This window comes from Xanthomonas arboricola pv. juglandis (assembly GCF_905367715.1).
GTDB lineage: Bacteria > Pseudomonadota > Gammaproteobacteria > Xanthomonadales > Xanthomonadaceae > Xanthomonas > Xanthomonas arboricola.
The window spans coordinates 3,895,387-3,910,779 of the sequence record NZ_HG999362.1; the positions used below are offsets into that span (position 1 = coordinate 3,895,387).

General features: G+C 63.6%; 8 protein-coding genes and 1 riboswitch. Of the genes, 3 read left to right on the forward strand and 5 right to left on the reverse strand.

Going from position 1 to position 15,393, the window contains the following annotated elements; translation table 11 throughout:
• Window positions 1-274 precede the first annotated feature (274 nt).
• The gene (locus tag KHN93_RS16840; protein ID WP_211920865.1) at window positions 275-757 is read right to left on the reverse strand and encodes a hypothetical protein; all 483 of its coding nucleotides are present in this window, start codon (window positions 755-757) and stop codon (window positions 275-277) included.
• Window positions 758-955: 198 nt separating this feature from the next.
• Between KHN93_RS16840 and ppa the strand changes: the two genes are divergently transcribed.
• Both ppa and KHN93_RS16850 read left to right on the forward strand, forming a co-directional pair.
• Complete coding sequence (gene ppa / locus KHN93_RS16845) at window positions 956-1,492, forward strand: inorganic diphosphatase (protein ID WP_104559999.1); 537 nt, start codon at window positions 956-958, stop codon at window positions 1,490-1,492.
• Between the two features lie 113 nt (window positions 1,493-1,605).
• On the forward strand, window positions 1,606-2,754 hold the full coding sequence (locus KHN93_RS16850; RefSeq protein WP_026064365.1) for an HDOD domain-containing protein: 1,149 nt from the start codon (window positions 1,606-1,608) through the stop codon (window positions 2,752-2,754).
• A 349-nt stretch (window positions 2,755-3,103) separates the two neighbouring features.
• Here the strand turns inward: KHN93_RS16850 and KHN93_RS16855 are convergent, their stop codons facing one another.
• The 4 genes from KHN93_RS16855 to thiC all read right to left on the reverse strand — a co-directional run bounded on the left by KHN93_RS16855 (window position 3,104) and on the right by thiC (window position 11,683).
• Window positions 3,104-5,995 (reverse strand): TonB-dependent receptor plug domain-containing protein, encoded by a 2,892-nt coding sequence (locus tag KHN93_RS16855; protein WP_164741614.1) that lies wholly within the window; start codon window positions 5,993-5,995, stop codon window positions 3,104-3,106.
• 48 nt (window positions 5,996-6,043) lie between these two features.
• Window positions 6,044-6,937: a helix-turn-helix domain-containing protein gene (locus tag KHN93_RS16860; protein ID WP_211920867.1), complete on the reverse strand. Its 894-nt coding sequence runs from the start codon at window positions 6,935-6,937 to the stop codon at window positions 6,044-6,046.
• Window positions 6,938-7,047: 110 nt separating this feature from the next.
• Window positions 7,048-9,381: a winged helix-turn-helix domain-containing protein gene (locus tag KHN93_RS16865; protein ID WP_212579670.1), complete on the reverse strand. Its 2,334-nt coding sequence runs from the start codon at window positions 9,379-9,381 to the stop codon at window positions 7,048-7,050.
• 424 nt (window positions 9,382-9,805) lie between these two features.
• Complete coding sequence (gene thiC / locus KHN93_RS16870; RefSeq protein ID WP_104560002.1) at window positions 9,806-11,683, reverse strand: phosphomethylpyrimidine synthase ThiC; 1,878 nt, start codon at window positions 11,681-11,683, stop codon at window positions 9,806-9,808.
• Between the two features lie 114 nt (window positions 11,684-11,797).
• A riboswitch (TPP riboswitch) is annotated at window positions 11,798-11,895 on the reverse strand.
• A gap of 424 nt (window positions 11,896-12,319) precedes the next feature.
• Between thiC and KHN93_RS16875 the strand changes: the two genes are divergently transcribed.
• A complete protein-coding gene (locus tag KHN93_RS16875) occupies window positions 12,320-15,091 on the forward strand; it encodes a TonB-dependent receptor (RefSeq protein WP_212579671.1) in 2,772 nt (923 codons plus the stop codon).
• Window positions 15,092-15,393 lie beyond the last annotated feature (302 nt).

Genomic DNA, 15,393 nt, shown 5'->3' on the forward strand with positions numbered 1-15,393 from the left:
GGCCGACTTTTCGCAAGCCGCAGGCGGATCGAATGTGATGGAAGCCGGGACCCGGAACGTGCCGGCTCACGTTCCGGGTACCAGGCACCGCACCCAGGCCTTGCGCCGGCTTGCGCCGCTTGTCGGCCCGCTACGGGCAGGCGATAGGTCTGTGGCTTTGAGGTCCGCGTGCCGCATCGGCTCGCAGCGGCCGACGCGGGGCAGGCCCCGCGCCCGCACGCAAGCGCTGCACCGGGCAGCACACCGCGCCACAGCTTGCGCTGTGGCACGTCCCTCAGAGGCAACCGATCAAGCCGTCATAGATCGACGGTGCCCCACCGGGCAGCGGCTCGAACAGCGGGTTGTTCACTGCCAGGGTGCGGTACATCTCGTCCAGACGCGTCCCTGCCTTCAGCGGTGCCGTGCAGCGCCAGACCCGACTGTCCGAGCGCAGGTAGCCGCTGCCGGGATCGACGCTGACCTCGCTGGCACCGAAGGTCCAGATGCAGCTGCGTACCACCCCGCTGACCTGATGCACCGAGCAACGCAAGCGCAGCGGCTGGTAGTCGCTGAACTCGCCGCCGCAAAAGGTGTCGCCGCAGATGTTGTCGAAATCCTGTTCCAGCCGCTGCTCCAGATCGACAAAGGCTTCCCAGCCTTCGCCATTGGCAGGCCAGTCCACCGCATCGACGAAGGTCGGCGCCGGCGTCGCCGCAGAGGCGAAAGTGGCGGCACCGGAGAGCAGCAGCACAACGAGCAGACGCACAGGCTTGAACATGGCAGTTCCCAAGCAGTGGATGAGTCTGCAGCGTGCGCCGCGCCGCGGACCGCGACGATCGGGGAGCTTCCCGGGATGAATGCGGGCTATGCCGCACGCGGCGGTCAGAACATTGCCCATTCAGTGTCGCTGCACCGCAACAGCCGAACGCGTAGAATCGCGCTCCACACACTAGATGACGCCTCGGGAGTTACGCGCATGGGTCTTGAACTGGTCACCTCCGGCAAGAATCTGCCGGAAGAAATCAACGTCGTCATCGAAATTCCGAAGGATTCGGAGCCGGTCAAGTACGAAGTGGACAAGGCCAGCGGCGCGATCTTCGTCGACCGCATCCTGTCCACCCCGATGCGTTACCCCTGCAACTACGGCTATGTGCCCAACACCCTGTGCGGCGACGGCGACCCGGCCGACGTGCTGGTGGTGCTGCCGCTGCCGTTGGTGCCCGGTTCGGTGGTGCGTTGCCGTCCGGTGGGCGTGCTGCGCATGAGCGATGAGGCAGGCAGTGACGAAAAGATCCTGGCAGTGCCGATCGAGAAGATCTTCTCCGGCTACGCGCATATCGAGGATATCGACCAGGTGTCCAGCCACTGGATGGAGCGCATCGGCCATTTCTTTGAGCATTACAAGGACTTGGAGAAGGGCAAGTGGGTCAAGCTGGATGGCTGGGGCGGCGCGGCAGAGGCCAAGCGCATCCTGGTGGAGTCGGTGGAACGCTATAATTCCGACACACCCTGATCCAACGACCGTGATGCAGCCCCGCAACCGCGGGGCGATCGGGATCTCGCTTCCGGCGTGATCCCGGTGACCGCCGGCGGCAGATTGGGTACATTGCCGACAGCGTTTGGCCGGTGTCTGCCACCGGTGACTCTTGGGGAAGTGTCTTGCGTATTCTGTTTGTTGGGGACGAAGCCAGTCTTCCGTCCGAACTGAGCGACTATGTCGCCGATCTGGGTGATCAGTGGCAGGTGCAGCAGGTTGCCGACGGCAATTCGGCGATCGAAGCGGCTGCGTTGTCGCCGTTCGATGCGGTCATCGTCGCCCCCGTCCTGCCTGACCTCACTTCCGCCACGTTGCTGGGGCAGATCCGTACGCTGCGCCCGGATACCATCCGCATCGCCCTGATCGATGCCCAGGATGGTCAGCGCACGCCGCCGGCGCGCATCATTGGCGTGGCGCACCGCTTCCTGCCGATGCCGCTGGCCCCGGAAGTCCTGCTCGAAGCCATCACCAGCCTGGAAGAATTGCGCGATCTGCTCGGCAACCCGCGCCTGCGCGCGGCGATCGGCCGGATCGAAAAACTGCCGTCGCCGCCGCATCTGTATCTGAGCCTGATGCATGCGCTGGAAGAAGACGAAGGCGCCGACGCGGCCGATATCGCCAAGCTGATTGCCGGCGATCCGGCGATTGCGGCCAAGGTGCTGCAGCTGTGCAATTCCGCGTTCTTCTCCGGCGGCCGCAGCATCACCGATCTGCGCACGGCAGTGACCCGCCTGGGCGTGGCCACATTGCGCGATCTGGTCCTGGCCAGTGAAGTGTTCTCGGTGCAGACCCTGACCCCGGCTGAGCGCAATGCGATGCAGCGCCGCGCCCTGCTCTCTTCGCGGCTGGCCGCCAAGGTGTTGCCGCCGACCAGCGCAGAACTGGGCTCCACTGCCGCGCTGCTGGCCGATATCGGCCTGCTGCTGCCCGGCGTGCGCGACGAGCGCGAACCGCCACTGGAAGGCGGCGACGATCGCCTGGGCCATACCGAAGCCGGCGCGTACCTGCTCGGCCTGTGGGGCCTGCCGATGCCGATCATCGAAGCGGTGGCCTTCCATCGCCACCCGCAGCGCTCCAGCCTGCGCAGTTTCTGGGTGACCGGCGCAGTGCATGTGGCGACCGCATTGGCCAGCGGCGAGACCGTGGACGAAGAGTACCTGTCCAAGGTCGGTGTGCTCACACGTCTGCCAACCTGGCGCGAACAGGCCGATACCTTGTTGGGGCTTGCTGAGGCCTGAGAGCGGCACCAGATCGATGTAACGGAAATGGCGCGACTTGATCGCGCCTTTTTCTTTGGCTGCTTGCAACTGCGCGAATGCAGACAGGGCGCGATGCGACGTGTCTGCGCACGCATCACTGCGCTCGCGATTTGTATAGATATCGCGACATGGCTCGTGCGTGACGCGCAACGAACGATCGAGCGCGCCCGTCATCTCAGCACGGCGCAACGCGTGGTCAGACAAGCAAAGACGCAACCTACATGGCGGCGATAACGTCCACCAGAACTTGTCTGACTTAATCCAGATCCGAAAACAAAAAAACGGGCCTTTCGGCCCGTTTTTTTTAATCTCTACGTCACTTCGATGATCAGAAGCGCTGGTTGTACTGCACGAACAGGAAGCGGTCGTAGTCGAGCATCGGATCGATCGCAGCGGTGCTGCTGTTGGTGATCGAGTAGGTGATCGGCGGCTGCTTGTTCCAGATGTTGCGGGCACCAATGGTCACGCTGCCATCCCACGGAGCCTGCCAGGTGACCGAGACATCCTGGTAGGAGATCGAGCCCTTCTTGTTGGAGCCGGTACCGCCGCCCCAGCCCGGGTTCGGCGTCTGGTAGTTCGGGTTGTTGCACTCGATGCCTGCGGCTGCATCCCAGCAGTAATCACGGAAACCGCCGTAGTAGCGCAGGTTCCAGTTGGCCGACAGCGAACCCAGCGACCAGTCCAGACCCAAGGTGGCACGCACGCGCGGGAAGTTCCAGTAGCCAGCAGCGTTTGCCCACTCGGCACCGGCTTCTGCCTGCGACTTGTAGGTCGCCAGATAGTTGGTGTCCAGGTTGACAGCGAACTTGCCGTACGCGGTTTCCGGCATGCGATAACGCACGCCGAAGTTGTAGCCTTCGGTTTCCAGACGACCCAGGTTGACGTTGCCGCGGCTCAGCGTGGTGACCTGACCGGTGACCGCATCGCGACCGTAGTCGGCACAGTAGCTGGCCAGGCTGTTGAGGTAGCAGTTGTTCAACACATCATTGGCCGTCAGCGACGTAATGATGTTGGAGATCGAAATGCGGTACCAATCCAGCGAGAAGTCCAGGCCCTGCACCCAATGCGGGCTGTACACCATGCCCACGGTCCGGGTGATGCTGTATTCCGGCTCCAGCTCGGCATTACCCACGCCCGAATTGAACGGGGCGTTGCCCTGCACGTCACGACGCGTCACCGGGTTGCCCGCGGTATCGGTCTGACGGAAACCCGCCGGCAGGCCTTCGCCTGCGCAGCGCGCTGCAACGCCTGCATTGCCGAGCGAGCCGAAGGTCGCATCGCAAGGATCAGTGAAGGTATCGAACGTCTGCGAACCGCCACCGAAGGTGTCGGACAGCGTCGGCGCACGGAAACCGGTGCCGTAGGTACCACGCACCAGCAGGTCGTCGATCGGCTTCCAGGTGAAGCTGAACTTGCTGTTGGTGGTGTCGCCGAAGCGGCTGTAGTTGCTGTAACGCGCAGCCACGTCGAACGACAATTCCTTGGCACCCGGCAGATCCTTCAACACCGGGATCAACAACTCCAGGTAGGCTTCGTTGGTCTGGTAGCGACCTTCGGTTGCCTGTGCGGCCAGATCGGTGGTGTAACCGGCGCTGGACAGCTGATCCGGATAGTCGTAACCGCTGATTTCGCGGTGTTCGACGCCTGCGGCGAAGCCCAGTTCACCGGCCGGCAGGTCAAACAGGCCACCGGTAACGTTGGCGGTCCACTGCTTGCTCAGGCTTTGCTGCGTGGCCTGGCCCAATGCATTGATGTACTGCAGCGCGTTCGGCGTGGAGGCCGACGGGCCACCCAGGATATTGAACGGGGTGCACTGGCCCAGCGCGTTGCTGGTGCCCAGCGGCAGCGGGCTGGCAGCCGTACCGCACTGCACCTGACCCTGTGCATTGAGGAACGACGGGCCCAGCGCCTTCTGCAACGCCAACAGGTTGATGTTGCCGCGCGAAACCTGCGTCACATCGTACTTGTTGTAGTTGAAGCCGACGTCCCAGTTCCAGCCGTGGCTGCCGACGTCGAATACGCCTTCCAGCGCCGCGTCGAAATGCAGGGTCTTGACGTTGCTTTCGGTGGTGCGCGGCAGTTCGACCGTGCGGCGGAACCAGCTGGTGATGTCCTGGCCGACCGGGTTGTAGTAGCTGCTGCCGCTGATCGCCACCGGGAACTGCGGCTGCGAAGAGGCCTGCAGCGGGTAGCCGGCGATCTGACGGTTCGAGTCGCGCTCGGAGTACATCGCCGTCGACTTGAAGGTGATGCTGTCGGTCAGGTTGTAGCTGCCGGTGGTGAAGATCGACTTGTTGCGGCTGGACTGCTGCAACATCATCTGGTCGACGGAGTTGTAATAGTCGTCGGTGGTGATGTCGTTGTGGTAATTGGCGATGTTGCGCGAATCCGCACCCACGCCACGGCCGTCAAACGAACCGGTGTGGTTGAGGATGTAGGTTTCACCGTTGGAGGTGAAACGACCCCACGGGCCGGTCGCGCTCAGGCTGTCTTCGATGTGATTCGGGCCGGCCGAGTAACGGGTCAGCGCACGATCCTTGGCCCACACCGGATCTTCATTGGTGTAGTTGGCACCGAACACCAGCGAGGCGCGGTCGGTGGTGGTGCCGGCGGTGAAGGAGTACTGCTCCTTGGAACCGTCGCCACGGCCGTTCTGGCCGAAGTAGGCCGAGGCTTCGGCACCATCGTAGTTCTGGCGCAGGATGATGTTGACCACACCGGCAACGGCATCGGAGCCGTAGATCGCCGAGGCACCGTCCTTGAGCACTTCGATGCGCTCGATCAGCGAACTCGGGATGGTGGACATGTCGGTCAGGCCGTTCAGGCTGCTGGTCCAACGCTTGCCGTTCACCAATACCAGGGTACGATTTTCGTTCAGGTTGTACAGATTGACGTACTGACCGCCCTGTTCCGGGTCGGAGGTCAGCACGGCGGCCTTGCTGTAGGTCTGCGTACCGGCAATCGACAGGTTCTGGAGAATGTCACCAACGCTGACCAGACCCGACTTCTGGATGTCCTGCTGGGTAACGGTGAACACCGGCTGTGCGGTTTCGACGTCGACCGAGCGGATGCGCGAGCCGGTAATTTCGATGCGGTCCAGCGTCGTGGTCGACGGGGCGGCGGACTGCTCTTGTGCATTGGCGGCAAATGCCGGCGTCAACGCGATCGCAATACCGGCGGGCAACAGGCCCAGCCGCACTGCGGAGGTGCGAAGGTTCATCAATCTCTCCAGGGTTCGTTAGTGGCGCGTTAAGCGCCCCTGTGCAAATTACGATTGCGTGAACATCGTCGCTTTGCGCGTCACGTTCCGTGGCTTTGCCGAATCTGGCGGATTTGTCGTTTGGTCGCGGTAATGCGATGCGGAGACACCGAAACGCGCACGAAATGCACGCGCAAAGCTGCAGCAATTGTCGAACCCGCTTGCGGCCGCAACCTCACCGATCATCATCGAGGTATCGCGCAGCAGATCGGAGGCGCGCTCCAGCCGCAACCGTGCCGACAGGGCCTGCGGGCTTTCCTCGTACAGGCTCTGGAACGTCTTGGAGACATACCAGCTGGAGAAGTTGGTCAGCTGCGCCAGCTCAGCGATGCGCACCACGCGGTCGCTGTTGCCTTCCAGATACAGGCGCGCGCGCTGCATGCGACCGAAGACCTGACGACGACGACTGCGTGAGCGCCCCGGGCAGCGCTGCTCCTGCGCGATGAAGTCGCGCTGCATCGCAGCCAGATGCAGCAACAACGGGCGTGCCGATGCACTGCCGCTCTGTGCGGCCGCGTTGCGCCACAGACGCAGTGCAATGCGCAGATCGCCACGCGACAGCTGGCTGCGTCCCGGATACAGCGTAGCGTCGGTCAATTCGGCCAACGATTGCAGGCTGTCGCCATCCAGGCTGACGCCGACACAGAGCGCGCTGCGGTCGGCCTGCACGGTGGGGTGCGATTCCTTGTCGAAGGCGATCCAGTCGCCGGCGCGCAGACGGAAGCGCCCTTCCTTGGCCTCCACCCAGGCGCGGCCGCGCAGCTGCACCCACAGCGTGAAGGTGGTGGCCGCGGTCCGGATGCTGCCCAGGCGCGAGACCGCCAGACAGGTCGTCGACGTCGGCTCGCTGGCACCGTCCAATGAGAGTGCGAGTCCGCGATCTGCGGTGATGACCTGTTGCATGGTGGCAGCCCCCTGTACAAAAGAGGGCGTAGTGTTTTGCCGAATCTGGCGTGAGTCAGGAAGTTCCGACGAAGGTCTGCCGAAATTGCCACGAAGTCTTTCCGAAGAACTTACGAGGCGATTTTCCTCAACACGATCAACAGGTTGGACATCACACCCAGGGGCGTTGCCAGGCGTTCCGGTAATGGCATGAAGGCGATCGAGCTGCCATCTTCCTCCGCCAGTGCCACATACAGCGCACCACTGCGCTGATCCACGCTGAAACCGTTGATGGTGGTGTACTTGGCAACGTCCAGGCAGCGCCCGTCACCCCCGCGCAGCTCACTGTCATGGGTGGCGCAGGTGTCGGTGGACGACAGGTAATGCACCTGACCACGCGCACCGGGCGCCCAGCTGCGATAGCGCCAGCGCGACGGTTGCTGCGGATCGACCGGCTGCAAGGTGTCGGCCGCCAGCGACGGGGCGACCTGCCATAGCCCGCCGCCGGTCAGACGCGTCAGCAATACCTGGCCGCTGACGCGGTCCAGCCGCAGCTGCGAGACGTCCTGCAACGACGCCAGCGCGCGCCATGGAGCGCTGCGTCTGTCGTAGAGCGTGGCGAAGGTGTGCCCATCATCGGCGGCAGCCACCACCAACAACCGATCGGGATCGGGAACATGGATCGCCTGCAACGGTCGCGCCTGCGGCACCGGTAGCCGCAACGCCTTGCCCGTGCCTGGCGTCACTTCGAACAGTGCCGCATGCCCTTGCGCGTCGCTGCCGCTGACCAGCACGCGTTGCGAGTCGGCCGACCAGTCGGCGGCTTGGCGCGCATCCGGCCGCAGGCCTTCGATCAGCCGCACCGAGCCAGGCTTGCCGACATCGCCCCACCACAGGCCGTACGCACCGGAGCGATTGGAGGCAAAGATCAACTGGCGCCCGTCCGGCGCGATCATCGGCTGGTCGTCGCGCCCGCTGGAAGGAAACAGCCGGCGGCGAATGTAGCCGCCATTCATGGGGTCGTGAATGACCTGATAGACACCAAATTGCGGTTTGCGCTGCACGAACACCAGATGGCCGTGCGCCACATCCGGCGCCTGCGCATCGTCCACACCGAGGTCATGCAGGCTGTGGTCGACCAGATCGAGCCGGTAGAGCCGCGCCTCGCTGTCCACACGGCGCCCGAAGATCAGGCCGCTGCCGTCGGGCAACCAGCTCCAGCCGCGGATATCGGCGTTGTCGTGGGTCAGCCGTTCGGCGGTTCCACCGTTTGCCGGGATGCGCCACAGATCACCAAGCTGCGGATTGCGCAGAAACACGATCCAGTGCCCGTCCGGCGAATAGCGCGGCGTGTAATCGAAGTCGCTCGGTTGCGCGCTGTAGCTCAGCGGCTGCCATTGGCCGGTTTCCAGATCCAGCCGCCGCATGCGCGGCGCCCCGTGCGTGCCCGTCATGCTGCCGAACAGCAGGGCACGGCCGTCAGGCGACCAACTGAAACTCAGCATGTCCGCGCCATCGCAGCGCGCCACCTCGCGTGCGGCAGCCGGGCCGTTGGCGGCGGCGATCATGATGCGGCAGCTGCCATCGGGCGCCTGCCGCGAGAAGGCGATCTCGCGCCCATCCGGCGACCAGGCCGGCAGCCGATCGGAGATGCCGGCCGCCGGCGTATCGAGCACGCGCGGGTAAGCATTGTTGGTGGTCTTGACCAGGATCGAGGTGCCCGCGCGATCGCTGGTCAGCGAGGCGTAGGCCACCATCGCCCCGTCCGGCGACAGGCTGGGCGTGAGATCGAAGCCGCCGCCCGCAGTGATGATCTGATACGGGCGCTTGGGGCTGCCGAGCACTGCCGAGGCCGCTGCCGCATCGCGATCTGGAGCGCGCATCCATAGCGTCCGCGCCGCCAGCGCCAGCACCACCAGCAAAGCCACGCTGGCCACCGCCAGGGCCATCCATCGGCGCTGCTTCGCTACAGCCGACGCAGCCGGAACCGGTGCTGGAGGCTGCCGGGTGACCGGGCTGCGCTCCAACGCGGCAGTGGCGGTGACGCCGACGGTGCGGTTGCGCTCGTCGGGCTCGTTGTCCAATGCGGTCACGGCCGTTGCAGGCGCGGCAACATCGGCCGGACCGTCCGACGGCTGCTCCCACGCAACCGGGGCCAGCAGGCGATAGCCGGTCTTGGCAATGGTCTCGATATGCTCGAAGCGCTGGCTGCCGTTGCTGGCCAATGCCTTGCGCAGTTGCGTGACCGCCTGGGTCACCACGTCGTTGGTTGGCAAGGTGTCGGGCCAGACCTCGGCCAGCAGTTGCTCGCGCGTCACCACCTGGCCCGGCTGCCGCGCCAGCGTCAGCAGCACCGCCAGGGATTTCGGTGCCAGACGCGCGGCGCGCTTGGCGCCGGGCGTATGCACTTCGCGCGAGGCGACGTCGACCACGCACTGGCCGACACGTAACCGGCCCGATGGCATCGCATTAGCGGGAGGAACACTCATCGGCAAGAAACACGCATCGGCATGCAAGGACTACAAAGAACGCAACACGCACTTCGCGCGAAACGCCAAATTCAGCAAAGGACCACAACCAACTGTGTCATGCATCCATTTGGTGCAAATTTTACTCTATGCCTCGTTGCTTCCCTACGACAGGTGGCGACGTCAGGCTCTCTCTCTCTCGCCGACGAATTCAAATAATTACGATGTCCCCTTCGCGCCTCTGGCGCGATTTTTTTATCTGCGATTCAGGAAAATGCCGCGAAATGCTTGCGGGCTGTAACCGCTTGCAATGCAGTCGCAGCGCGGCACTTGCGCACCGCGCTGCGATCTGACTAAGCCGAAGCTGAATTTTTCTTAAGCAGCCAGTCGATCTGCTGCAACGCAACGATGGTGCTGCATGTCACGTGGCGCGGTACACCTGCGCGCCTTGCGCCAGAAACTGCGCCGACTTCTCTTCCATTCCCGCCGACAAGGCATGCGCCTCGCCCATACCGTGCTCGGCCGCGTAATCGCGCACGTCCTGGGTGATCTTCATCGAGCAGAAATGCGGCCCGCACATCGAGCAGAAGTGCGCCAGCTTATGCGCGTCCTTGGGCAGGGTTTCGTCATGGAACTCCTTGGCTTTTTCCGGATCCAGCCCGAGATGGAACTGGTCGTCCCAACGGAATTCGAAACGCGCCTTGCTCAAGGCGTTGTCGCGCACCTGTGCGCCAGGATGCCCCTTGGCCAAGTCCGCGGCATGCGCGGCGATCTTGTAGGCCATGATGCCGTCGCGTACGTCCTGCCGGTTGGGCAGGCCCAGATGCTCCTTGGGCGTGACATAGCAAAGCATCGCGGTGCCGAACCAGCCGATCATCGCCGCACCGATGGCGCTGGTGATGTGATCGTAGCCGGGCGCGATATCTGTGGTCAGCGGCCCCAAGGTATAGAACGGTGCCTCGCCGCATTCGCGCAGCTGCTTGTCCATGTTTTCCTTGATCAGCTGCATCGGCACGTGCCCCGGACCTTCGATCATGGTCTGCACATCGTGCTTCCAGGCGATCCTGGTCAGCTCGCCCAGCGTTTCCAGCTCGCCGAACTGGGCTGCATCGTTGGCATCGGCAATGCAGCCCGGGCGCAGGCCATCGCCCAGCGAGAACGCCACGTCATAGGCTTTCATGATCTGGCAGATGTCTTCGAAGTGCGTGTAGAGAAAGTTTTCCTTGTGATGGGCCAGGCACCACTTGGCCAGGATCGACCCGCCGCGCGAGACGATGCCGGTCACCCGCTTTGCCGTCAGCGGCACATAGCGCAGCAGCACGCCGGCGTGGATGGTGAAGTAATCCACGCCCTGCTCGGCTTGCTCGATCAAGGTGTCGCGGAAGATCTCCCAGGTGAGCTCTTCCGCACGTCCGTCGACCTTTTCCAGCGCTTGATAAATCGGCACCGTGCCGATCGGCACCGGCGAGTTGCGGATGATCCATTCGCGCGTTTCGTGGATGTGCTTGCCGGTGGACAGGTCCATCACCGTGTCGCCGCCCCAGCGGATCGACCACACCAGCTTTTCGACTTCTTCCGCGATGCCGGACGACACCGCGCTGTTGCCGATGTTGGCGTTGATCTTGGTCAGGAAATTGCGACCGATGATCATCGGCTCGCTTTCCGGGTGATTGATGTTGTTGGGCAGGATCGCGCGGCCACGTGCGATTTCGTCACGCACGAAGTCCGGCGTGATGCGTTGCTGGATCGCGGCACCGAAGGCTTCGCCCGGATGCTGCTTGCGGAGCATCGCGTCGGCCACCGCTTCCAGGCGCTGGTTTTCGCGGATCGCCACGAACTCCATTTCCGGGGTGATGATGCCACGCCGCGCGTAATGCATCTGGGTGACATTGGCACCCTCGCGCGCCACGCGTGGCAGGCGCCGCGCAGGAAAACGCACCGCATCCAGGCGCGCATCGTGCTCACGGCCGCGGCCGAAGCTGGAACTCAGGCCGTCCAGCGCCACGGTATCGCCACGCTCGGCGATCCAGCGCGCGCGCAGCGGCGCCAGACCGGCGACAAGATCGATCGCGGCATGCGGGTCGGTATACGGCCCGGAGGTGTCGTAGACGCTGAGCGGCGCGTTGTCCTCGCCACCGAACAGGGTCGGTGTGCGGGTCAATGCAATCTCGCGCATCGGCACCTGCAGGTCGGCGCGCGAGCCCTGCACGAAGATCTTGCGGGAGCCTGGAATCGGCTGGGTCACAGCCTCGGACAGCGACTGAGCTTGTTGCTGCAAAACGGTAGGCGCGGCATTCATGGCGTTCGTCCTGTGTGCTGGAAAACCAGCACCCACGGCGCTGGCTCTGCGAAGGATTCGCAGGCGGACGAAGCGGCGGCGCTCAATGGCGATGCACCCGTGCAGGCACGGACCATCGCATCTAACGAAGCTTCCCTACGCCGGTATCAGCCGGATCAGGTTCGAAGGGACTATCTCAACCGCAGCGTACTGCGGTACCCCCACTTCGGCGGCGATTAAACCACATCGCACCGTGCGCGGCTAAAAAAGTCGCGGCTGCCAGCAACACGCTTCGCACCGAGGTGCGCGGTGACGCCTGTCGCTTCGGGCGCGTCCACGTCCGCCTGCGGTGAACACAGTAGTTGTCGCGCTCGACAGCGACATGTGTCCGCGCCTGGCATCACAGGTCAGCACCGCACACGCGCAGCGTCCGCACGGCATTGCATGGCGCGCCCGCGCACTGTGCGCGGCGCAGCGCAACAAGGCGCCGATTGGCGAAAAACGGTGGCGACACCCGCTCGTTAAATTCCCGCTAAGCCTGCGTGTCGTGTCGATGAAGACGTACATGCGCAGGTGCCATCCAACGGGGATCGCGCTGTCGCTCCTCCTCTATCGGGAATCGCCGTACACATGACTATGCCCACGCTCCACCCGACCCTGCGTCGGGGCTCGCTCGCGATCGCCATCGGCCTGTGCGTCACCACCAGTGCCGTTGCCCAGGAACAGACCGACAAGAGTCCGACCAATCTGGACAAGATCGAAGTCACCGGCTCGCGCATCCGCTCGGTCGATGTGGAAAATTCGCAACCGGTGCTGGTGCTCACGCGCCAGGACATCGAAAAGCAGGGCCTGACCTCGGTGGCCGACGTGCTCAAGCGCATCCCCTCCAATGGCGCAACGATGAACTCCACCGTCAACAACGGCGGCGACGGCTCGGCCACCGTGAGCCTGCGCAACCTGGGTGCCTCGCGCACCTTGGTACTGGTCAACGGACGGCGCTGGGTGTCGGGCCTGTCCGGCTCGGTGGATCTCAACACCATTCCGTCGGCCATCGTGGAGCGCGTGGAAGTGCTCAAGGACGGCGCCTCGTCGATCTATGGCTCCGATGCCATCGCCGGTGTGGTCAACATCATCACCCGTAGCGATTTCGATGGTGCCGAAGTCAATGCCTACGTCGGCCAGTACGGCCAGGGCGACGGTCAGCGCACTTCGTTCGATGCCACCGTGGGCGCCACCAGCGAGCGCGGCAACCTGGTGATCGGGCTGTCCAGCGTCAAGGAAGATGCGGTGATGGCAGGCGACCGCGAGATCTCGGCCGAGCCGGTGTATGGCGCAGGGTCGTCGGCCTACAGCAGCTACTCGGCAAGTGGCCGTCTGCGTGCAGGTGGCAACAGCGGTGCCTGGACCGTGTTGCCCGGCAGCGCAACCGCCAGCGGCGACAGCAATTATCCGCGCTACGGTCTGGACCAGTACACCGCCTTCAATACCTCCAATTACGGCTACAACTACGCCAAGGACAATTACCTGGTCACGCCGCAGAAGCGTGATGCCTTGTACGTGCAGGGCAACTACGCACTTACCGATAACGTGCGCTTCAAGTTCGATGGACTCTACAACCGCCGCCAATCGTCACAGCAGCTGGCCGGCTTTCCGCTGGCCTCGGTCAACACCGGCATCCTGATGAGCGGCGACAGCTACTACAACCCGTACAACAGCGCCTACGGCGGCGACGGGCGCGATGTGGGCTGGTCGCACCGGTTGACCGAATTCGCGCGCACCTACCAGCAGGACGTCAAGACCTCGCACGTGTATACCGGGCTGGAAGGCGACTTCCAGTTTGCGGACAGGCAGTTCAGCTGGGATGTGGGCTTTGCGCACAATCAGACCGACCAGACCGAAACCCAGTACGGCGATGTCAACCTGCTCAACCTGGGCAACGCGCTCGGTGCATCCGGCATCGTCAATGGCACCCTGTCGTGCCTGGACGGCGGCGGCGTCGTCATTGCCGGCTGCGTGCCGTTCAATCCCTTGTCGCCGGCCGGTGGCGTGACCCAGGAGATGCTGGACTACATCCTTTTCACCGCGCACAACACCTATCAGTACAAGAACAGCAGTTTCACTGCCAACCTCACCGGCGATCTGTTCGAGCTTCCCGCCGGCTGGATGAGCTTTGCCGCCGGTGTCGAGCATCGCGAGGAAAGCGGCTTCTCCTCGCCGGATGCGTTGATTTCGGCCGGTTACACCTCGGGCAATTCGTTTACGCCCACCTCCGGCTCGTACACGCTCAACGACTACTACACCGAAGTGGCGATTCCGCTACTGAAGGATGTGGCCGGTGCGCAGTTGCTGGAATTGAGCGCAGCCGTGCGTTACTCGGACTACAACACCTTCGGCAGCACCACCAACAGCAAATTCGGCTTCAAGTGGAAGCCGGTCGCCGACCTGTTGATCCGTGGCAACTACGCCACCGGCTTTCGCGCGCCATCGATCGAAAACCTGTACCTGGGCGCATCGGACAGCTTCGATACCTATTCCGATCCCTGCTCGACCAACAGCACCTCCTACACCGGCGCGATTGCTGCCGCGTGCGCGGCCGGCGGCGTACCGGCAAATTACGTGGCCGAATACAACAGCGCCAGCGGCAACTCCGGCCAGACCATCTATCCGTTCACCTACACCAGCAACGCCAACCTGCAGCCAGAAAAATCCAAGAACGCTACGCTCGGTTTCGTCTACAGCCCCGCCTCGGTGCAAGGCCTGGATGTGTCGCTGGACTGGTGGAAGATCAAGATCACCGACGCCATCACCGAATTCAGCGCCAACCAGATCCTGTCGCAGTGTTATCAGTTCAATGTCTCGGCGTTCTGCGACCTGGTCACCCGCGATGCCACCGGCGCCATCACCGGCCTGGTGATCCAGCCGGTGAACGTCGGCGAGCAACGCATGCAGGGCTACGATTTCACCGCGCGCTACAAGCTGCCGCAGACCGCGATCGGCCAGTTCATGCTGACGCTGGATTCGACCTACGTGGCGGTCAACGAGCAGAAGCAGGACGACAATTCGGCCTGGGAAAGCTACAACGGCATCTACCACACCGATAACCCGAACTGGCGCACGCGCGGCACGCTCACCCTGGACTGGAGCTACGGCAACCTGGCCGCCAACTGGGCCGTGCGTTACTACTCGGGCATGAAGGACTACGACTCGGAACTGGACGACGCCGGCAACTATCGCCACGTCGCGGCAACTGCGTTCAACGACATGCAGGTGTCTTACCAGCTGCCGTGGAATGCAACCGTGCGCGTGGGTTTGAACAACGTTTTCGACCGCGACCCGCCGGTGGCGCTCAGCGCCTCTGCCAACTCGTTCGATTCGGCCTATGCCATCCCGGGACGCTACAGCTATCTGCAGTACACCCAGCGCTTCTGATCGCGCTGCCTGCGTCGCCGGTCCGCTGTCTGGACACACCGGTTGTCACAACGACTTCCTTCGGGGGGTCGTTGCGCATGTGCCAGGGCTGACACGCAGGCGGCCGCCTGGCACGCAGCACGCCAGCGGCGCCATGCAGGGACATTTCTACGGCACATGACCCCGCTAGCCTGCAGTCACTACAACAAGAAACCTGCTCTCTCTCCCTGCCGCCGATCTTCGGCGGCTTTTTTTTGTGACCTACTTGCCACAGCCATCGCCGGTTCGTTATCGTTCCGTGAAATAGGGGATGGACGACGCAG